This is a genomic window from Cellulomonas fulva (assembly GCF_018531375.1).
GTDB classification, from domain to species: domain Bacteria; phylum Actinomycetota; class Actinomycetes; order Actinomycetales; family Cellulomonadaceae; genus Cellulomonas; species Cellulomonas fulva.
Genome location: NZ_JAHBOH010000001.1, coordinates 1,764,431 through 1,784,985, shown reverse-complemented (window position 1 = coordinate 1,784,985; position 20,555 = coordinate 1,764,431). Strand labels below are relative to the sequence as shown.

12 protein-coding genes are annotated in these 20,555 nt (G+C 73.6%); 4 read left to right on the top strand and 8 right to left on the bottom strand.

Translation table 11 applies throughout. The features are described from left to right. Positions 1-50: 50 nt before the first annotated feature. From KIN34_RS07895 to KIN34_RS07875, 5 genes are all read right to left on the bottom strand, one after another. Positions 51-1,073 (bottom strand): LacI family DNA-binding transcriptional regulator, encoded by a 1,023-nt coding sequence (locus KIN34_RS07895; protein ID WP_214351929.1) that lies wholly within the window; start codon positions 1,071-1,073, stop codon positions 51-53. A 116-nt stretch (positions 1,074-1,189) separates the two neighbouring features. Further along, on the bottom strand, positions 1,190-3,142 hold the full coding sequence (locus tag KIN34_RS07890; protein ID WP_307858146.1) for a glycoside hydrolase family 127 protein: 1,953 nt from the start codon (positions 3,140-3,142) through the stop codon (positions 1,190-1,192). Positions 3,143-3,259: 117 nt separating this feature from the next. Next, positions 3,260-3,358 (bottom strand): 30S ribosomal protein bS22, encoded by a 99-nt coding sequence (locus KIN34_RS07885; RefSeq protein ID WP_003792170.1) that lies wholly within the window; start codon positions 3,356-3,358, stop codon positions 3,260-3,262. 256 nt (positions 3,359-3,614) lie between these two features. After that, on the bottom strand, positions 3,615-3,839 hold the full coding sequence (locus KIN34_RS07880; RefSeq protein WP_214348924.1) for a helix-turn-helix domain-containing protein: 225 nt from the start codon (positions 3,837-3,839) through the stop codon (positions 3,615-3,617). A 146-nt stretch (positions 3,840-3,985) separates the two neighbouring features. After that, positions 3,986-5,161 (bottom strand): acetoin utilization protein AcuC, encoded by a 1,176-nt coding sequence (locus KIN34_RS07875; protein ID WP_214348921.1) that lies wholly within the window; start codon positions 5,159-5,161, stop codon positions 3,986-3,988. A 240-nt stretch (positions 5,162-5,401) separates the two neighbouring features. Between KIN34_RS07875 and KIN34_RS07870 the strand changes: the two genes are divergently transcribed. The 4 genes from KIN34_RS07870 to KIN34_RS07855 all read left to right on the top strand — a co-directional run bounded on the left by KIN34_RS07870 (position 5,402) and on the right by KIN34_RS07855 (position 9,555). Continuing rightward, positions 5,402-6,778 (top strand): TrkH family potassium uptake protein, encoded by a 1,377-nt coding sequence (locus tag KIN34_RS07870; protein ID WP_214348918.1) that lies wholly within the window; start codon positions 5,402-5,404, stop codon positions 6,776-6,778. Further along, positions 6,771-7,478: a potassium channel family protein gene (locus KIN34_RS07865; RefSeq protein ID WP_237689069.1), complete on the top strand. Its 708-nt coding sequence runs from the start codon at positions 6,771-6,773 to the stop codon at positions 7,476-7,478. The genes KIN34_RS07870 and KIN34_RS07865 overlap by 8 nt, the downstream gene beginning before the upstream one ends. An 840-nt stretch (positions 7,479-8,318) precedes the next feature. Then, positions 8,319-8,798 carry a MarR family winged helix-turn-helix transcriptional regulator gene (locus tag KIN34_RS07860; protein WP_307858145.1) on the top strand — a complete coding sequence of 160 codons (480 nt, stop codon included), beginning with the start codon at positions 8,319-8,321 and terminating at the stop codon, positions 8,796-8,798. 109 nt (positions 8,799-8,907) lie between these two features. After that, a complete protein-coding gene (locus KIN34_RS07855; protein ID WP_214348915.1) occupies positions 8,908-9,555 on the top strand; it encodes an NAD(P)H-dependent oxidoreductase in 648 nt (215 codons plus the stop codon). Positions 9,556-9,771: 216 nt separating this feature from the next. Here the strand turns inward: KIN34_RS07855 and KIN34_RS07850 are convergent, their stop codons facing one another. From KIN34_RS07850 to KIN34_RS07840, 3 genes are all read right to left on the bottom strand, one after another. Then, a complete protein-coding gene (locus tag KIN34_RS07850) occupies positions 9,772-11,895 on the bottom strand; it encodes an alpha-galactosidase (RefSeq protein WP_214348913.1) in 2,124 nt (707 codons plus the stop codon). 158 nt (positions 11,896-12,053) lie between these two features. Continuing rightward, positions 12,054-15,722, bottom strand: a complete 3,669-nt coding sequence (locus tag KIN34_RS07845) for an immunoglobulin-like domain-containing protein (protein ID WP_214348911.1) — start codon at positions 15,720-15,722, stop codon at positions 12,054-12,056. Positions 15,723-15,812: 90 nt separating this feature from the next. Further along, positions 15,813-20,390 (bottom strand): alpha-L-arabinofuranosidase family protein, encoded by a 4,578-nt coding sequence (locus tag KIN34_RS07840; RefSeq protein ID WP_214348910.1) that lies wholly within the window; start codon positions 20,388-20,390, stop codon positions 15,813-15,815. Between the last annotated feature and the right edge of the window lie 165 nt (positions 20,391-20,555).

Here is a 20,555-nt window from a genome sequence, read left to right as displayed (position 1 = left end):
CCGCCGCAGCGTAGCCGGGCCCCTGGGCGGGACCGCTCCCTCGACGGTGCTCAGTGCCCGGCCGGGGTGCCCTCGCCGAGGGTGGACTCGCGGGCGATGATCGAGAAGTCGGCGATGACCTGCTGGAACGGGCGGTCGTCGTCGGGGTCCTCGATGCGGGCGAGCAGCAGGTCGACGGCCGTGCGCGCGATCTCCTCCCGCCCCGGGTGCACCGTCGAGAGGGTCGGCGCCGAGTAGGCCGTCTCCTCGATGTCGTCGAAGCCGATCACGGCGACGTCACCGGGGACGTCGACGCGCCGCCGGTGCAGCTCGTGGAGCGCGCCGAGCGCGAGCGCGTCGTTGAGGCCGAAGACCGCGTCGAGCTGGACGCCGTCGTCGAGCAGCCGGGCCATGGCCTCGGCGCCCGTGGCGCGGTGCCACAGCCCCGCCTCGGCGACGAGCGCCGGGTCGACGGCGATGCCCGCGTCCTCGAGCGCGCGCTGGTAGCCCTGCAGGCGCAGCGCCGCGGAGCCGACCATCTCCCCCGCGTGCGCGCCGACCACCGCGATGCGGCGGCGGCCCTGCGCGAGCAGGTGCTCCGTCGCGGCACGCGCGGCCTCGACGTTGCTCATCGTCACGTGGTCGGCCGGCCCGCCGAAGATCCGCTCGCCCAGGAGCACCAGCGGGTAGTCGACGACGGCCAGCTCGCCGATGTCGTCGGGACCCAGCGCCAGCGGGGAGTAGATCAGGCCGTCGGTGAACTGCCGGCGCTGGCCGGACACGACCTCGATCTCGCGCTCCCGCACGGCGCCCGTCTGCTCGATCAGCACGGTCATGCCGCGGTCCTCGGCCGCGCGGATCACGGAGTCCGCGAGCTCGGCGAAGTACGGCAGCGAGAGCTCCGGGACCGCCAGGCCGATCAGGCCGGTGCGGCCGCGGCGCAGGTTCCGCGCGCTCATGTTCACGTGGTACCCGAGCTCCGCGATCGCGGCCTCGACCTTCGCGCGCGTGGTCTCACGGATGTACGGGTAGCCGTTGATGACGTTGGAGACGGTCTTGACCGAGACGGCGGCGCGCGCGGCGACGTCGTGCATCGTGACCGCGCCACCGCGTCGTCCACCCACCTTGCGCACCTTCCGTCCCGTCGATCCCGTCGTCGCACCCGCGAGCGGGGGCGTCACCGGGGCCGAGCCTGGCAGAACGACGCCCGTCACGGTGTCACCGACGCGACCGGCACCCAGACGCGCATGGCGCCGGGCTCGCGCTCGCCCCACGCGTGGTACGGCACGAAGGTCAGGTCCACGGGCTCACGGACCGGGGCGCCGGGCTCGTCGTGGCCGCCCGCCGGCCCCCAGGCGGCGCTCCAGGCGGGGCGGCCGCGGGCCGGCTCGTGGGTCCCGCGGGCGTGCACGACGACGGGAACCCCCTGGGCGTCGCCCGCGGCCGCGGTGAGCGAGGAACCGGGGACCAGGCGGACGTCCTCGAGCACCACGCCCGCCGGCAGGTCCACCTGCTCGAGGCACAGCACCACCGGCCCGCGACGGAGCGCCACGCACCCGCGCACGGCATCGACGCGCGGGTGGGCGGCGAGGGGCACCACCGGCATCGGGAGATCGAGCACCACGCGGTGCACCGGTCGGTCCGGTGTCGCCGGGACGTGCGCGTAGCCGTCGCGCACGACGAGCGGCACGGGCTCGTCGTCGACCGTGAGCCGCACCGCACCCTCGTCGGCCCACCCCGGGACGCGCAGGGCGAGCGGGACGACGAGCCCGCCGACCGCCTCGACCTCCACCCGCCCGTCCCAGGGGTAGTCCGTCCGCACGACGAGGCGCGCGGGCTCGTCGTGCGCGTCCGACGTCCGGAGCTCGACCTCGCCCGCGGCGTACAGGTGCAGCGCGACGCCCTCGTCGGACCGGGTCGCCACGTAGGCGTGCAGGCTCGCGGCGAGCCGCGCGAGGTTCGGCGGGCAGCAGGCGCACTCGAACCAGGGGAGGCGGCGGCCGGGCGAGTACTCGCTCGAGCCGTCGTGGTCCGTGCGCAGCTGCAGCGGGTTGGAGTAGAAGAACGAGCGACCGTCGCGGCCCAGGCCGGCGGGCACGGCGTTGTAGAGCGCCCGCTCCATCGCGTCGGCGAACCGGCCCTCGCCGGTGAGCAGGAGCATGCGCCACGCCCAGTGCACCACGCCGATCGCGGCGCACGTCTCGGCGTACGCACGCTCGGGCGAGAGCTCGTACGCGTCCCCGAACGCCTCGTCGCGGTGCCGCGAGCCGATGCCGCCGGTGACGTACGTGCGCGTGTCCTCGGCGCTGTCCCACAGGCGCAGCAGCGCGGCCAGCAGCTCGGTGTCGCCGGTCTCCGCCACCAGGTCGGCGACGCCCGCGGCGAGGTACACCTGCCGGACGGCGTGCCCCGCGACCTCCTGCGCCGACCGCACCGGGGTGTGGTCCTGGTGGTACGCCGAGGGGAACGGTCCGGCACCCAGCGCCCCGTGCCCTCGCGCGTCCACCTGCCGCTGCGCCAGGTCCAGCCAGCGGCGCTCGCCGGTGAGGCGGTACAGCTCGACGAGCGCGGTCTCCACCTCGGGGTGCCCGCAGCACGCGTCCGCGCCGAGCTGCTCGTCCACCATCGTCGCGAACCGGCGGGCGACGTCCAGCAGGTCCTCGCCGCCGCCCGTGCGCGCCCGGGCCACCGCGGCCTGGAGCAGGTGGCCCAGCACGTAGAGCTCGTGGCCCCAGCGCAGGTCCACGAAGGCGTCGTCGGGGCGGGTCACCTGGACGTGCGAGTCGAGGTACCCGTCGGGCCGCTGCGCTGCCGCGAGCAGGTCGACGGCCGCGCGGACGTCGTCCTCCCACGGCTGGTCCGCCGGCACGCGGCCGGCCTCCCACGCCACGGCCTCGAGCGTCTTGTGCAGGTCCGAGTCCGCGAAGTTGAAGCCGCGCCAGGGCAGGTCCGCCCGGCCCGCGGCGGTGCGCAGGTTGTCCAGGACGCCGGACGACTCGAGGTTGGCCCACAGGTGCGGGATGACCTGCTCGCGGTTCAGGCGCTGCCAACCGCCCAGGAAGCCGTCCGGACCGAGCCGGACGGCGTCGAACGGCAGCGGGGTGTGCGGCGCGTACGCGCCACGCGGGACGCACGGACCGTCGGGCGTCAGCAGATCGACCACGAGATCAGCCTACATCGTTGTAGAACTGCGACGAGCACCCCGGCCAGGACGGCGACGAGGGGCCCGGCCAGCACGGCCGAGCCCCTCGTCAGGCGCTGCCTCAGGGGCAGCGCGAGGTCACTTCTTGTTGCGACGCTGGTGACGCGTCTTGCGCAGCAGCTTGCGGTGCTTCTTCTTGGCCATCCGCTTGCGGCGCTTCTTGATGACGGAGCCCATGGGTCCACTCTCGCTTCCGGGTGTGGCCCGCAGGGAGCGGACCGGTGCTGGTCGATCGCACGTGGTCCACCGAGACGCCCCGGCCGCGACCGGCGGGTGCCCCGGCGGCGGGACCGCGATCCATGACGACCGCGCCCTCCACGCAAGGAAAGTCCGAGGGCCTACCTTACGCGATCCGGCACGGTGCTCGCGACGCCGGTGCACGCGAGGCGCACCGAGCCGGACCGGAGCACCGGGACGTGCCCCCCGCGCGACGTCAGGAGGACCGGCGCTCGGAGTCCCCCTGCTCCTGCGGCGTCGGCAGCGACGTGCGCAGGTAGTGGTCGAGGGCGTCCTGCGGGACGCGGAACGAGCGGCCGACGCGCACGCCGGGCAGCTCACCCGAGTGCAGGAGCCGGTAGACGGTCATCTTGGAGACCCGCATGATCTCCGCGACCTCCACCACCGTGAGGTAGCGCACGCGGCCCGGCTGGTCGGTCATCGTCTCCCGCTCGTCGTCCCCTGAGGCGGCCCCGTCGCCGACGGCGTCCCCTGCGTGTGATCGGCCCGCCGGACGGACGGGCTGGGCCACACCTTAGTGGCGCGTGGGACACGAGTGAAAGAGGTGAAAGGAGTGACAGCCGTCGGTCAGTCGTGCTCCACGTCCAGACCAAGGGCGGGGAAGGCGGCCGCGCGCGTCGCGCGGATCGCGCGGTCGACCTCGTCGGACGGGTCGAACCCCGACCGCCACGTCCGGAAGGCCGGCGTGACCCCGTCCGACATGGTCGTGGGCCCGGTGCGGCCGTAGGTCTCCAGCACGTGCTCGCGCCATGCGAGCGGCACCTCGGTGTCCGGGTCCACCGGCCGGTGCGCGGCGATGCCGATCAGGTGCGCCCACGCCCGCGGCACCACCTCGACGATCGCGTAGCCACCGCCGCCGAGGGCGAGCCAGCGGCCGCCGGTCAGCTCGTGCGCGAGCTCGTGCAGCCGCTCGCTCGCGAGCCGCATGGCGTCCACCGAGACCCGCAGGTGCGTCAGCGGGTCGAGCCGGTGCGCGTCGCAGCCGTGCTGGGTCACCAGCACCTGGGGCGCGAACTCCTCGACCACGGCCGGGACCACCGCGTCGAACGCCCGCAGCCAGCCCGCGTCACCGGTGCCGGCCGGCAGCGCGACGTTGACCGCGCTGCCGTCGGCGTGCCGACCGCCGGTCTCGTCGGGGTGACCCGTCCCCGGGAACAGCCCCCGGCCCGACTCGTGCAGCGACACGGTGAGCACGCGTGGCTCGTCCCAGAACGCGGCCTGGACGCCGTCGCCGTGGTGGGCGTCGACGTCCACGTACGCGACGCGCTCGACCCCCGCGTCGAGCATCGCCCGGATGCCGACCGCCGCGTCGTTGTAGACGCAGAACCCTGACGCCGCGCCGGGCATCGCGTGGTGCAGCCCGCCCGCGACGTTCACCGCGTGCACGGCGTCACCCGCGACCACCGCGAGCGCCGCGTCGACCGTGCCCTGCACCACGCGCGCCGACGCCTCGTGCATGCCCGGGAACACCGGGTCGTCGTCCGTGCCGAGCCCGCGTGCCGGGTCCGCGACGCCCTCGGTCTCCGCGCGCCGTACCGCCGCCACGTAGGCGGGCTCGTGCACCGTCGCGAGCAGCGCGTCGCTCGCCGGCGCCGCCCCGACCAGGTCGGCGTCCGCCAGGAGCCCGAGCTCACGCGCCAGCCGGATCGTCAGGTCGAGCCGGTCGGGGGCCATGGGGTGACCGCGCCCGAAGTCGTAGCGCAGCATCTCGGGCGTCCACACCACGCGGAGCCGCTGCGTCATGCGCTCACCCAAACACCGTTGCCGCACGGTGTCGAACTGCGGTGTCGAGCTGCGGTGTCGAGCCCGGGTGTCGAGCTTGGTGTCGAGCTGCACTGTCCAGCGGGACCACGATGCCCGCGGCGCGAGCCGCGCGGTGGCGCCGGACCGTCCGGACGTTCGCGCCGCGACGTGCCAGAGTGCTGCCACGGCAGGACGATCCTGCAGGACGGCGGCAGCACGACGAGAGGGACGGGGGGTGCCATGGCGCGCGGTGGACCCGGCGTGGCGTGGCGCTCGCGCGAGCTCGTCGACCGGCTCGCCCGGCAGTCGCCCGCCCGCCTCGCGCTCGGCGTGTTCTTCGGGGTGATCGTGCTGGTCACCGCGCTCCTCGAGGCGCCGTGGGCCACCGCGCACGGCCACCGCGCGCCGCTCGTCGACGCGCTGTTCACCGCCACCTCCGCGACGACCGTCACCGGCCTGACCGTGGTGCCGACCGGCGAGTACTGGTCCACGTGGGGCCTGGTGGTCATCCTCGTCGCGATCAAGATCGGCGGCCTGGGCGTCATGACGCTCGCGTCGCTGCTCGGCATGGCCGTGTCCCGCCGGATCGGCCTCACGCAGCGCCTGCTCGTGTCGTCGGAGACCAAGGTGACCCGGCTCGGCGAGGTCGGCTCGCTGGTCCGGACCGTCATCGTCACCTCGACGATCCTCGAGGTGACGATCGCGCTCGTGCTGCTCCCCCGCTTCCACATGTACGACGAGGACTGGGGGACCGCGGCGTGGCACGCGATCTTCTACGGGATCTCGTCGTTCAACAACGCGGGCTTCGTGCCGACGCCCGAGGGGCTGGCCCCGTTCGTGTCGGACTGGTGGGTGCTGCTGCCGATCATCGTCGGCGTCTTCATCGGCTCGCTCGGGTTCCCGGTGATCCTCAACGTCGCGCGGCACCTGCGCGAGCCGCGCCGCTGGAGCCTGCACGCCAAGCTGACCATCACGACGAGCATCGGGCTCGTGATCGCCGGCTCCGTCCTGGTCGCCGGGTTCGAGTGGACCAACCCCGGCACGTTTAAGCCCATCGACCCCTCCGGGACCGCGCTCGCCTCGCTGTTCGCGGGCGTGATGCCCCGCTCGGGCGGCTTCTCGACCGTCGACGTGGGCCAGATGCACGAGTCGACGTGGCTGCTGATGGACGCGCTGATGTTCGTCGGCGGCGGGTCCGCGTCCACCGCGGGCGGCATCAAGGTCACGACGCTCGCGGTCATGCTGCTCGCGATCGTCGCCGAGGCGCGCGGCGACCGTGACGTCGAGGCCTACGGCCGCCGCATCCCGCGCGACGCGCTGCAGGTCGCGATCGCGGTCTCGCTCATCTCCGCGACGTTCGTCCTCGTCGCCTCGCTGCTGCTGCTCGCGATGACCGGGCTGCGGCTCGACGTCGTGCTGTTCGAGGTCATCTCCGCCTTCGCCACCTGCGGCCTGTCCACGGGGATCACCCCCGGGCTGCCCGACGGGGCGAAGTACGTGCTCACCGTCCTGATGTTCATCGGCCGGACCGGCACGATGACGCTTGCGGCCGCGCTCGCGCTGCGCAACCGTCGTCGGGTCATCCGGCTGCCGGAAGAGAGGCCGATCATTGGCTGACAACCTGCGGGACCCGCTCACGCGGACCCAGAACGCACCCCGCACCCCCAAGAAGGACTCGGGCGTGCTCGTCATCGGCCTCGGCCGGTTCGGGTCGGCCATCGCCGCGACGCTCGACCGGCTGGGCCAGGACGTGCTCGCGGTCGAGCGCTCGCCCGAGCTCGTCGCGCAGTGGGCGGGCCGGATCGCGCTCGTCGAGGCGGACGCCACCAACCCGGAGGCGCTCGAGCAGCTCGGCGCCCGCGACTTCCCCGTCGCGGTCGTCGGCGTCGGCTCCTACCTCGAGGCGTCGGTGCTCATCACCGGCAACCTCGTGGACATCGGGGTGCCGCAGATCTGGGCCAAGGCGGTCAGCGCCGAGCACGCGCGCATCCTGCAGCGCATCGGCGCCCACCACGTGGTGCTGCCGGAGGCCGACGCGGGCTCGCGCGTCGCGCACCTGGTCTCCGGCAAGCTGCTCGACTACATCGAGGTCGAGGACGGGTTCACCGTCGTCAAGATGCGCCCGCCCAAGGAGACGCAGGGCTTCACGCTCGCGCAGTCGAAGATCCGCGAGCGCTACGGGGTGACGGTGGTCGGGGTGAAGTCGCCGGGCATGGACTTCCAGTACGCGAGCCCGGACACCCGCATCTCGCAGAACGACATCATCATCGTCTCGGGCCACGCCGACCTCCTGGAACGCTTCGCCGCCCGCCCTTGACCCCCTCCCCCTCCACCCCCTCCCCCCTCACCCCCTCACCCCCTCCCCCCACCCCCGACCCCGAGCGCGGACGGTGCGCTCCGAGTGCGGACGCTCGACGACCGCGCTCGCCGCCCAACGTCCGCGCTCGCGGGAGGGGTGGGTGAGCGGGAGGGGTGGGGCGAGCGGGCGGCACCCGGCCCGCGGCACTCTGCGCCCCGCCCCGCACCGCGCCGACCTACGCACCAGCCCCAGCCCCAGCCCCAGCGCGAGCGCGAGCGCGAGCGCGGACGGTACGCGCCGAGTGCGGACGCTCAACGACCGCACTGGCCACCCAACGTCCGCGCTCGCGGTCGCGGTCGCCGTCGCGGTCGCCGTCGCGGTCGCGGTCGCCTAGACCGCCACTGCAGCAGCACCCTTTCCGAGCGCGGACGGTGCGCGCCGAGTGCGGACGCTCAACGACCGCGCTCGCCGCTCGACGTCCGCGCTCGCGGGAGGGGTGGGTGAGCGGGAGGGGTGGGGCGAGCGGGCGGCACCCGGCCCGCCGCACCCTCCGCGCCCCGCCCCGCACCGCGCCGACCTACGCACCAGCCCCAGCCCCAGCGCGAGCGCGGACGGTGCGCGTCTAGTGCGGACGCTTGACGACCGCGCTCGCCGGCCAACGTCCGCGCTCGCGGGGGGAGCGGGCTCGCGGGGGGAGCGGGCTCGCCGGGGGGGTGGGCGCACGGGAGGGGTGGGCGCGCGGGTGGTGGGGGCGCGGGTGGTGGGGGGCGGGAGGTTGGGGGGCTGGAGGTGGGGGGCGGGAGCGGGTGTGATGTCAACGGGTTGACATGAGGGGTGTCAACGGGTTGACTTTGGGGCGTGGAGGGCACGGGAGAGCTGGAGCCGGTTGGGGGTGATCCCCTCGGGGACCGGCTCACGGTCACGTTGCACCACCTGGTGGACGTGCTCGACGAGTACGCCGACGGGCTGCTCTCGCGCGAGTACGGCGTCAGCCTCAGCCAGTACCTGTTCCTCGCCGTGCTCTGCGACCTCGACTCCCCGGACATCACGACGCTCGCGCGCTGCCTGCGGGTCAGCAAGGCCGCGGTGAGCAAGCGCGTCGGGTCGTTCGTGGACGCGGGCTGGGTCCGCACGTCCGACGACCCCGGCCACGGCCGTCGCGTGGTCCTGCACCCGACCGCCGCGGGCACCCGGCTCGTCGCCACGGCGGGGGAACGGCTCGAGGCCGAGTTCACCGCCAAGTTCGCCCGCGTCACGCACGTCGACCTGGCCGCCCTCCACACCGACCTCAAGGTCGTGCTCGCGACCCTGCAGGATTCCACCGCCGCGCGCGGCTGACCCGCAGGCTCCACCGCCCGGCGCACGGCTGCACGTGCGTCTACCTCGTCGTGCCCGGAGCCCCCGGGCCCGACGAGACCGCCCCGACCGCTCACCGAAGGAGAACTCCGTGCGCATCCTCGTCATCGTCGGCCATCCGATCGCCGGCTCGCTCAACCACGCCCTCGCCTCGTCGTACGCGGACGCCGCGCGCGACGCCGGCGCGGAGGTCAGGACCGTGGACCTCGCGACGACCCGCTTCCCGCACGACCCGGCGACGCGCTCCGACCTGCGCGCGCCCGACGGCGGCACGGCGCACCTGGATCCCACCGTGGCCGGGCTGGTCGACGACGTGCGGTGGGCCGATCACCTCGTCGTGCTGCACCCGCAGTGGTGGGGCACCTACCCGGCTGCGCTCAAGGCGTTCCTCGACCGGGTGCTGCTCTCGGGCGTGACGTTCGGCTACCGGTCGGGCCATCTCCCGGACCGCCTCATGCGCGGACGCACCGCGCGCACGTTCATGACGATGGACTCGCCCCGCGCGTGGAACCTGCTCGCCTACCGCGACGCGGCCGGTGCGTCGCTCGGTCGCGCGACGCTCGCGTTCTGCGGGTACCGCCTCGTGGGGCGCTCCACGTTCGCCAAGGTCCGGTTCTCGTCGTCCGACGAGCGTGCGCGCTGGCTGGCGAGGACCGCCGCCCTGGCCCGCCGCGACGTCACCCGCCTCTCCCGCGCGCTCCTGTCGCCCGTTCCCGCCACCCCGCTCCCCCACCCCTGACACCGCCCCGCACCCCACCCCCCGCACGCGCACATCCGCTCGAGCGCGGACGGAGGTGCGCCAGTGCGGACGGAGAGCGACCGCGCTCGGCCTGCTCAGTCCGCGCTCGGCGCAGGGGTGGCGCGGGGGGTGCAGGGGGGTGCAGGGGGTGCAAGAGGGTGGCGCGCAGGGGCGGTGGGACGGGGGTGAGCGGTGGGTGTGTGCGGGGTGCGGGGGTCAGGGGAGGCGGGTGGTCTCGATGAGGGCGGCGTGGTCGACCTCGATCGCCGGGGACTGGATGCCGACCGTGGCCAGGACGTGGCCGGTGAGGCGGACGGGCTCGGACCACCACGCCGGGCGGTCCCAGTCGTTGTGCGGGGCGAACGGGCCGACGGGCGCGACCTCGTACGTCGCGTCCGGGTCGAGGCCGGGCAGGCGGACGCGCCCGGGCGGCCACGTGGCCGGTCGCTCGCGCTGCACCAGCGCGTACACCGCGCGGGACCGGTCGGGAGCGACGACGCCGTGCAGCCACAGCCCGGCGTCGGGAGCCTCGTCGCGCACGGTCGTGCCGGTGTGCAGCAGGCCGCGCTGCCCCTTGTAGAGCGTGATCCACGCGGCGAGCTCGGCACGCTCGTCGTCGGAGGCCTGCGCGAGGTCCCACTCGATGCCGAAGGAGCCGAGGAGGGCGGTCGTGGCGCGGAAGGACAGGTCCAGGACGCGGCCCGTCGTGTGCGCCTTGCGGGCCCCGACGTGGGATCCGACCAGCTCGGGCGGCAGCAGCTGCGCGGTCCAGCGCTGGATCTCCTGGCGCTCGTGCGCGTCGATGCAGTCGGAGGCCCACACGCGGTCGGTCCGCTCGAGGATGCCGAGGTCCACGCGCGCGCCGCCCGACGAGCAGGACTCGATCTCGAGGCCCGGGCAGTCGGCGCGGATCGCGTCGAACAGCGCGTACACCGCGAGCGTGTGCGCGTGCACGCGCGGCGACCCGTCCGCGCCGCCGGCGTCGACGAGGTCGCGGTTGTGGTCCCACTTCACGTAGTCGACGCCGTTGTCGCGGACCACCTGGACCACGCGGGAGCGCAGGTACTCGAACACCTCGGGCCGCGAGACGTCGAGCACCTGCTGGAACCGCGCCTCGGGCGGCAGCCGACCGGGGACCTGCAGGATCCAGTCCGGGTGCTCACGGGCCAGGTCGGAGTCGGGGTTGACCATCTCCGGCTCGAACCAGAGCCCGAACTGCATGCCGAGCCCGTGGACGCGCTCGACGAGCGGGGTCAGCCCGTCCGGCCACACGCCGTCGTCGACGAACCAGTCGCCCAGCCCGGCGTGCTCGTCGCGCCGCCCCCGGAACCACCCGTCGTCGAGGACGTAGCGCTCGACCCCGACGGACGCGGCGAGCTCCGCGAGCTCGAGGAGCCGCGGCAGGCGGTGGTCGAAGTACACGGCCTCCCAGACGTTGAGCGTCACCGGCCGCGGCGTGCGCGGGTGCTGGGGGCGGTCGCGCAGCAGCGCGTGGAACCGGCCCGCGAGCTCGTCGAGCCCGTCGCCGTACGTCCCGTAGAGCCAGGGCGAGGTGTACGACGAGCCCGCGGCCAGCCGGACCTCGCCCGGCAGCAGGAGCTCGCCGCCCGCCAGGAGGCGCGTCCCGTCGGGCGTGCGCTCCGCCTGCGTGCGGTGGTTGCCGGACCACGCGACGTGCACGCCCCAGCACTCCCCGCGCCGGAAGTCCGTGCCCTGCTCGCCGGCGACGAGCACGAGCGTCGCGTCCGCGCCCGTGCGGCCCCGCCGGCCCTCGCGCACGTGCGTGCCGACCGTGAAGGCGTGCCGCTGCGGCGTGCGCTCCTTGGCCCAGCGACCCGCCAGGTCGACGAGCTCGCGCGCGTGGCCGGGGACCGGGAGCGCGGGCGCCAGCGCGTCGACGACGTAGCCGTCCGCGCCGGCGTTGGTGAGCGTCGCGCGCGTGCGCACGACGCCCTGCGGCGTGAGCTCGATCTCGAGCGCCAGCTCCAGCCCTGCGGCCTCGTCGGACGCGGTCACGTGCACGGCGCCGCCCGCCGCCCGCTCGTCGACCGACGACGACCGCACGACGAAGGCCGGCGACCACCCCGTGCTCGCTCCGGCGACCTCGCGGTGCCCCGCGACGGCCGGTGTGCCCAGCCAGGCGTCGGCCTGCACCGGCAGCACGGACACCGGCACCGGCGCGTCGACCTGCGCGCCCGCGAGCGGCGCGACGGACGCCCGCTCCAGGTCCCCGAGCGGGCCGTCACCGAGGTCGCGGCCCCAGTGCAGGACGCTCGGCAGGCGGTCGTCGGTGGCGGTCAGGACCAGGCTCACGCCCGCGGCGCGCAGATGGACGAGCATCCCCCCATCCAAACAGACCGCGCGCCGCGTCCGGGCTGGTCCGGGCCGGTACGGGCCACGGACAAGGCGACGCCCGGTGCCGGCGGTCCCTCCCCGCCGGCACCGGGCGTCGCCCGTCAGGTGGTCACCCGGTGGTCACCCGGTGCGCACCCGATCCGTCAGACGAACGCCATCGCGCCCGCCGGCCGGACCGTGAGCCGCACGACCGTCACCGACGCCTTGGCCTCCGCGGTGCCCACGTACGCGGCGCGGACCGCGTACGTGCCGACGGCGAGCCGCGGCAGCGTCACGGTGACCGTGCCGTTGGACCCGAGCGTCGCGGTGCGCGTCGCGTAGGTCTTCCCCGCCTTGGTGACCGTGACCTTGACCGTGCCGCTCGCCGGACCCGTGGCCGGCGCGACCGTGTGGACGCCGACGGTCACGCGGGCCGCCTGGCCGCGGAGCACCGAGGGCGCCCCGGCCTTCGTGCGCGTCGCGGCCTTGACGACCTTGACGGTCACCGCACCCTGCGAGGCGGCGTACCGGGCGGTGCCGGCGTACACCACCGTGAGGCGGTGCGTGCCCACGCCCAGCTTCGACAGCGTGATGGTCGCCCGGCCGCCCGACAGCGTGCCCGAGCCGACCTTGGTGCTGCCGTCGAGGACGCGCACCGTGCCGGTCGGGGTGCCGCTCGTCGCCGAGACGCTCACCGTGACCCGCGCGCGCGTGCCGGCCGTCACGGGGCTCGTCGCGACCGCGACGGTCCGCGTGGTGCGCGGCACGGAGCCGTCCACCGGGACCACCGCGGTGTTGACCACCTCGGTGTTGCCGGCGACGTCGACGGACCGGTAGCCGACCGTGGTCGCCGCGCTGCCCACCGTCACGGCGCCCGTGTACTCCTGCCACGCGCCCGTGCCGATGCGGTACTGCACGCCGGCCACGCCCGAGGTCTCGTCCGCCGCGCGCACGGTGACCGTGCGGGAGGCGGCGTCGACCGTCGCGCGCGAGACCGGCGCCGTCGCGTCGATCTTCACCGTGAGCGACTCCGGCGTGGCCGAGGTGCGACCCGTGGTGTCCGTGGCCCGGGCCCGCACGACGTGCTCGCCGTCGCCGGTGACCGTGGTGGTCGCCTGGTCGCCCGTGCTCGTCGTCCAGTCGCCGCCGTCGAGCGCGACGTCCACCGAGGCGACGCCCGCGGCGTCGGCCGCGTCCGCCGTGACGGTGACCGTCCCGCTGCGCCACCAGCCCGCCGAGCCGTCCGCGGACGGCGTCGGCGTGAGGGTGACCACGGGGTCGGAGTCGTCCGTGACGCGCACCGTGACCGACGCGCGGATCGTCGTGCCGCCGGCGACCGTGCCCTGCACCTCGAACGTGCCCGGCGCGGCGTAGTCGCCCGCGTCGACCGCGTCCCACGTGACCGCGACCTGCGCCGACGAGCCGTCGGCGTAGTGCGCCGTGACCGTGGCCGGCAGCACCGGGGCGACGCCCTGGGCCGTCAGCACCTGCTGCGGGTCCACGGACTCGACCAGGAGGTCCGGCTGGTACGCGGCGAGCAGCGCCTCGTACTCGGCCTGCGAGACAGGCAGCACCGTGCCGTGCCGCGGGCTCGACGGGAGCTGCGCGCCCTCGACGGCGGTCCACACGCCCGACGCGATGTCGGTGGTCCGGAACGCCATGTAGCCCTGGCCGCCGTGGTAGCTCGGCTGGTCGATGAACAGGTACCAGGTGTTCGGGTCCTCGTTCGACCGGAACACCGTCGGGCCCTCGCCGTTGGTGAACGTGCCGCCCCAGGGGTTCGGCTGGCCCACGCCGATCTTCTCCTTGACGAGCTGCCAGCCCGTCGCCGGGGAGGAGGTCGTCGGCAGCGCGCCGGACACCGTCGCGAGCAGGTCGGTCGACCGCTCCTGGCGCACCGTCATGGACGCCTCGTCCTTGGTGAACCGGTAGAACGTGTCGCCGTCCTTGACGACCGTCGAGTCGATCATGCCGAGGCCCGTGCCGCGCTTGACGTCGATCCACGGCTGCGGCTCGCTGAACGTCACGAAGTCGCGCGTCGTGGCGTACATCATCCGGTTGTAGGTCGTGCGGTAGTCACGGCCCGCGGTGGTCGTCGTCGGGTACAGGTTGGAGGCCCAGTACACGACGTACGCGCCCAGGTCCTCGTCGTAGAACGCCTCGGGCGCCCAGGTGTTGCCGGCGTAGTCCGACGAGACCTTGACGTGCCGCTGGTCGGACCAGTGCACCAGGTCGGTGGACTCCCAGACCTCGATGAAGGTCGAGCCGGTCTGCTGCGCGGTGCCGAAGCTGCCGCCCGGGTAGATCTTCAGGTCCGTGGCCAGCAGGTAGAACTTGTCGCCCTCGGGCGAGCGGATGACGAACGGGTCGCGCAGGCCCTTCTCGCCGTACGCCGAGGTGAGCACCGGGTCGGCGTCGTTCAGGTCGTCCCACTTCGTCGGGTCGTCGCCCTCGCTCGCGCCGAGGTAGATCGACTCGCCGTCCGCCGTGCTCTCACCCTCGAAGTACGCGAACACGTACGCCTCGGGGTCGATCGCCTCGGGGAGCGCCGGGACCGTGGCCGTGAGCGTGCGGGTCGCGGTCGCGTCGTCGAGCGTGCCCGTCACCGTGAGCTCGACGGTCGCGGCGGGCTGGCCGTGGGCGGGGCGGTGCACCACGCCGTCGGGGGTGACGACGGACTCGTCGTCGGACGCCCACGTGAACGACGAGCCGTTCTCACCCTCGGCCGGCAGCGTGAGGTTGCCCCGCGCGTCGTCGAGGTTGGGGACCTCGATCGCCGCGAGGTCCTCCGCCAGCAGGCCCTCGGAGTCCGGACGGGCCACGACGGTGACCTCGAACTGACGGGTCGCGGTCGCCGCGCCACGCGTGACGGTCGCCGTGAGGGTCGCGGTCGCGTCCGGGCTCCCGCCGGCCGGGCGCGTCACCACGCCGGCCGCGGACACGACGGACGGGTCCGACGAGGCCCAGGTCACCTTGGTGTCCGCGGTGGCCGTGGCCGGCAGCGTGAGGTTCGCCGTGACCGCCGAGGTGTCCCCGAGCGTCAGCGCGGTCGCCGCGCTGGTCACGGCCGGGGTGGTGACGTCGTTCGCGAGCTCCGTGAGCTCGGCCGCGTCGAGCTCACGGTCGTAGACCCGGAAGTCGCGGAGCCGGCCCTTGAACGAGTTGTCGCCCGCCCACGGCGAGCGGCCCAGGTAGTTGAACGTCCCGCCGTTCGCGATGTCGGAGGGCTTGATCGTGATGTTCGAGTTCCGGGCGACCTCGACGCCGTCCTCGTACAGCACCGAGTAGCCGGGCGCGGCGGTGGTGCCGCCGACGATCGTGTACGTCACGTGCTTCCACAGGTTCGTGGTGAGCGCGCCCTGGCGGATCGTGTTCTGCTCGTCGGCACCGCCGCTGGCCTTGGTGATCGCGGCGCGGAACCGCGGCTCCCAGTCCTTGCCGGTGACGAAGACGTAGCCGGTGTCGTTGTTGTTGCCGAGGCTGAAGATGAAGTAGTTGTTCGCCAGGGTCGGGTCGATCAGGACGTCGAAGTCCACCGACACCGTGTCGAGGCCGCTGAGCAGCCCGTCCGGCAGCCTGACGGCGTTGCCCGCCCCGCTCGCGCCGCCCGAGAACGTGAAGCCGTCGCCGGCGTTCCACGTCGCCGCGCCGCTCACGGTGCCGTCCTTGCCGTTCCCCGACGAGTCCGCGGCGACGGTGCCGCTCGTCTCGTCGAGCTTCCACCAGCCCACCAGGCCGTCACCGGTCGCGGCGCTCGCGGGAGTCGCCACCACCGCCGTCGTGAGGCCGACGGAGGCCGCAGCCACCGCTCCCCACAGTCGTCGTGCTCGCATCGCACACTCCTAGGTCTGAAGATGAGTTCGGGTCCGGGCGTCGCCCGGGGGACGCGGGCCGCGGCAGGTGCCGCGGCCCGCGCCGGGGCGTCACCGGCGGACGACGAGCGTCTTCGTGCCGGACGAGGCCGTGGCCGAGCCGGAGCCCGCGTAGGTGGCCTTGACGGTGTAGCTGCCCGCCGGGAGCCGCGGCAGCGTGGCCGTGGCGGTGCCGGTCGAGCGGAGCCACGCCGTGCGCGTCGCGACGACCTTGCCGCCCTTCGTCACGACGAAGGTGACCTTGCCCGTCGCGCGCACGCCGGTCGCCGTGGTGACCTTGGCGGTCGCCACGCCCTGAGCCGTCGCCCGCGGCGAGGTCGTCGTGACCTTCGTCGTCGTCGACGTCTTGGTCACGACGAGCTTGACGGTCGACGACGACGCCGCGAACCGCGCGTCACCGCCGTAGCTGACCGTCAGCCGGTGCGTCCCGACCGCGAGGTCCGTCCGCACCGCGACCGTGGCCCGGCCGCCGGACAGCGTGCCCGTGCCGACCAGGCGCGAGCCGTCGAGCACGCGCACCGTGCCGGTCGGCGTGCCCGACGAGCCGGCGACACCGGCCACCGCGACCGCGACCGACCGCTTCGCGCCGTACCGCACGGTCGACGGCTGGGCGATCCCCGTCGTGGTCGTGGCCGCGAGGGTCACGCCCTTCTTCGGGACGACGACCGAACCGGCGACCTCGACGTTGCCGAGGGCGTCGACCGCCCGGAACCAGACGGTCGTCTGGGCCGAGCCGACCGTGACCGCGGAGCCGTACACCGACCACGGGCCGGAGGACGCGGTGCGGTACTCGATGCGGGCCACACCCGCACCGGAGTCCGCCGCCCGCAGCGTGACCGTGCGCGCTGCCGCGTCGACCGTCGCGTTGGACACCGGCGCCGTGGCGTCGATCGTCAGCGCGAACGTCTCGACCGCGGACACGTTGCCCGCCGCGTCGACCGCCCGTGCCTGCACCGAGTGCGACCCGTCGCCGCTCACGGTCACGTCGACCGTGCCACCGGCGTGGGTCGTCCACGCGCCGCCGTCGACGGCCACCTCGACCGACGCGACCTCGCGGTCGTCCTCGGCCGTCACCGTGACGGTCGTCGGCTGACCCAGGTAGCCCTTGACGGGCGTCCCGTCGGCCTCGATCGAGGCGATCGTCGGGTCCTCGGTGTCCGGCGTGTGCAGCCGCAGGAAGGTGATCGAGTACGCCGGGAAGTCGTACGCGAAGTCCTGCGAGACGCCGCTGATGGTGCGCTCGACCGGGACCAGCTTCTCGGGGTTCGCCTTCGTGTTGGTGTCCCCCGGCTGGCCGACGATCTCGATGGCCGTCGCCTCGTCGGCGACCTCGACGTCCGAGGTCTGGATGCGCGTGCGCTGCGCCGTGTCGGACGTGTTCACGACCTTCACGACGACGTCGCCCGTGCTGATGTCGCGCGTGACGACCTGGTACACGTCGGCCGGGACCTCGTCGTCGTACTCCATCTGGAGCTCGCCGTCGAGGTAGAGCTCGATGTGCCGCCCGTCGACCACGACCTTCAGGTCGTACTCCTGGCCGGTGACGACCGAGCTGTTCTCGACCGCCGCGACCTCGTTCGCCGAGCCGCCGGCCGCCTTCTGGAGCGCCTGGCGGGTGTTGTTCCAGCCGCCGACGTTCCACCAGTAGTAGTTGTTCGACCCGGTGGCCGCGAAGCCGACCAGGAAGCCCTCGGAGCCCGCCGTCTTGGTGGCCTTCAGCTCGAGGGTGTAGTCGTCCCAGTCCTCGTCGTAGGCGCCCGTCGGGACGGTCCGCGCGTCCGTGACCGAGGTCGACGACTGGCGGTACTTGCCGTCCGAGACCGCCCACGTGCCGGCCTGCGGCGTCCACTGCGATGCGTCGTCGAAGTCGTCCGAGAACAGCACGTCGTCCGTGTCGTTGTCCGTCACGACGAGGTCGTCGTAGGTGGCCGCGGTGGACCACGTCGACAGGAACACGCCGCCGGACAGGTTCGGCACCGCCTCCGCCGACGCCTCGTACGTGCTGGGCACGACCTGGTCGCCCTTGTTCGTGCTGAACAGCTTCTGCACGTAGTAGTTGACCGAGCCCCAGGACTCGTCGTTGTCGTACCAGATCGCGTCGGGCGACCACTGGACGTAGCTCTCGTTCGCCAGCAGCGGCGCGTAGGACGCGAGCTTGACGACGTCGGAGTTGCGCTCGATGGCGGTCATGTAGGACGCCTCGGCCAGCGCGTTCCACATCGTGTTGCCCTTCGACGCGTACTCGCCGAGGAACACCGCCGGACCCTCACGGTCGTACGAGTCGTAGCGGTCGTTGTTCGTCAGGAACCAGTCCGGGTCGTTGTAGTAGTGCTCGTCGACCAGGTCGACGTCCTGCTCGCGGTTGAACTTCCACAGGGTGTCGAACCGGCTGCCCGTGTCGTCCGGCCCCGAGTTCGAGATGATCTGGACGTCGGGGTACGCCGCCTCGACGGCCGCCTTGAACTTCGGGAAGTTCGCCTCGAACGTCGTGGTGTTCTCCTCGTTGCCGAGGCCGATGTAGCGCAGGTGGAACGGCTCCGGGTGACCGAGCTCGGCGCGGACCGCGCCCCACTCGGTGTCCACGTCGCCGTTCGCGAACTCGATCAGGTCGACCGTGTCGTCGACCCAGCGCTGGATCAGCGCCGGGTCCTTCATCTCGGGCACGGTGCTGCCGCAGCCGTTGGCGCCCACGGAGAGCACGGGCAGCGGCGTGGCGCCCAGGTCCTCGGCGAGCTCGAAGTACTCGAGGTACCCGATGCCGTAGGACTGGTTGTAGCCCCAGAAGTTGTAGTTGGTCGCACGCTCCTCGACCGGACCGATGGTCTCCTTCCACTGGTACGTGCGCCGGCGGTCGACGTAGCCCGACTCCGCGTACGACTTGAAGGTGCCGACGTTCGTCACGCAGCCGCCCGGGAAGCGGACGAACGACGGGTCGAGCGCCGCGATCTTCTCCGCGAGGTCCTTGCGGAGCACGGACTTGCCGTTCACCGCGCCGACCCACGTGTCCTGCGGGAAGAGCGAGACCATGTCGAGCCGCAGGGTGCTGGTGGCACCCGCGAGCACCGCGAGGCGGCCGGCGTCGGTCGTGGCGTCCGCCGTCAGGGTGACGGAGTACTTCTTCCACGCGTCGGAGCCGTCGACGTCGACCGTGCCCCCGGCGACGACCGTCGTGCCGGCCGCGTTCTCGACCTGCACCGTCAGGGTCTGCGCCGTCGTCGTGCGCGCCCACACCGAGAAGTCGTACTTCTCGCCGGCCTCGACCGCGACGCCGTTGTTGTAGGACGCGTTGCGGACGCCGCTGCCCCCAGCCGTCGCGCCGAGCCGCAGGTAGTAGCGGTTGGTGTCGTTGAGGCGGTTGCCGTCGGTCACGACGCTCGCCGTGGTCCCGGTCGCCCCGTCGCGGTTCACGGTCTCCCACGCGGTCATGCCGGTGAACGACGCGTTGTCCGACGAGTTGAACTCGAACGAGCGGTTGCGGACCAGCTCGGCGTAGAGGCCGCCGTCGGCCGCGTAGTTGATGTCCTCGTAGAAGATGCCGTAGAGGTCGTCGGAGATGTCGATCGCGGTGGCGTCGCCGTCGATCGCCAGGACGCCCTCCCCGTCGGCCTGGTACTCGACCGTCAGGTAGACCGCGTCGTCGAGCGGGCCGAGGGTCAGCACGCCGCCGTCGCCCAGGCCCACGTAGGCGCTGCCGTCGGCCAGGCGCAGCACGAGCTTGCCGCCGCCCGCGTCGGTCAGCCGCAGCGGCGCGGCGTCGTCGCCGGCCGCACCGACCGCGAGGTGGTCGCCGTCGACCACGACCGGCAGGTCGCCGTCACGCGTGCGCAGCGTGAGCGCCCCCGCGTCGCCCTCGGTCGCGACCAGCCCCAGCACGTTCGTCGGGCGCGCGTCCGTCAGCGCCAGCGCGCCGTCGTCGGAGACGAGGTAGCGCGGACCGCCGTCCGCGTGCAGCGTGAACGGACCCGACGGCACCTGGTCGGCGCCTTCGGACGCCGTCACGCCGAAGGAGTCGAACACCGCCTGGTGCGTGGTGCCGTCCTGCGCGGCGAGCGCGTAGAGACCGACGGCCGTGATGTCGAAGGAGAGGGTGGTGGTCGCCGCGACGACCCAGTCGGTCCCGTCCCAGTAGCTCGTGGTGAGGGTGTCGCCGGTGCGCTGGAGGCGCAGCGTCTCCTCCTCGGAGCCCACGCGGTCCTCGAAGTCGACCGCGCTGAACGCGCCGCCGCTCTCCACGTCCGTCTCGATCGCGCGCCCGGAGGGCGACAGCGAGCCGACGAACGTGAGGCCCGCGCGCACGTAGTTGTCCATGTCCGACCACGCGATCAGACCGGCGCCCTGGTACACCTTCGACACCGGGGCGTGCACGGTGGTCACCGCGGTGAAGTCACCGTCGGGGATGTCCACCATGAAGACGTTCTTGGCGCTGTTGGCCGTCTGGTACGTGTCACCCGTCTGCGAGGTCAGCGTCAGCGCGCCCTCGTTCGACGTCAGCGACCACGCCGACGGCACCTCCGAGGTGATCTCCCAGCGCGGGTCGAGCGTCGTGCCGTCGAAGGTGTCGGTCCAGTCCTGGGCCGGGGGCTCGGCCGCTCCGGCCGGTGCGGCGACGGCGGCGCCGCCCGCGACCACCGCAAGTCCGGCAAGTCCGGCGACCCAGCGTGCCGCGGGTCGACGACCCGCTCTCCGCGGGGGTACGACGGCCCTTCCGGGCGCATGGGCGTGTGGAATCATCATCCTGCTCCTACCTCTCCAAGGTGTGGTGAGCACAGACCTGCGCGGAGGCCACGTCGCGTC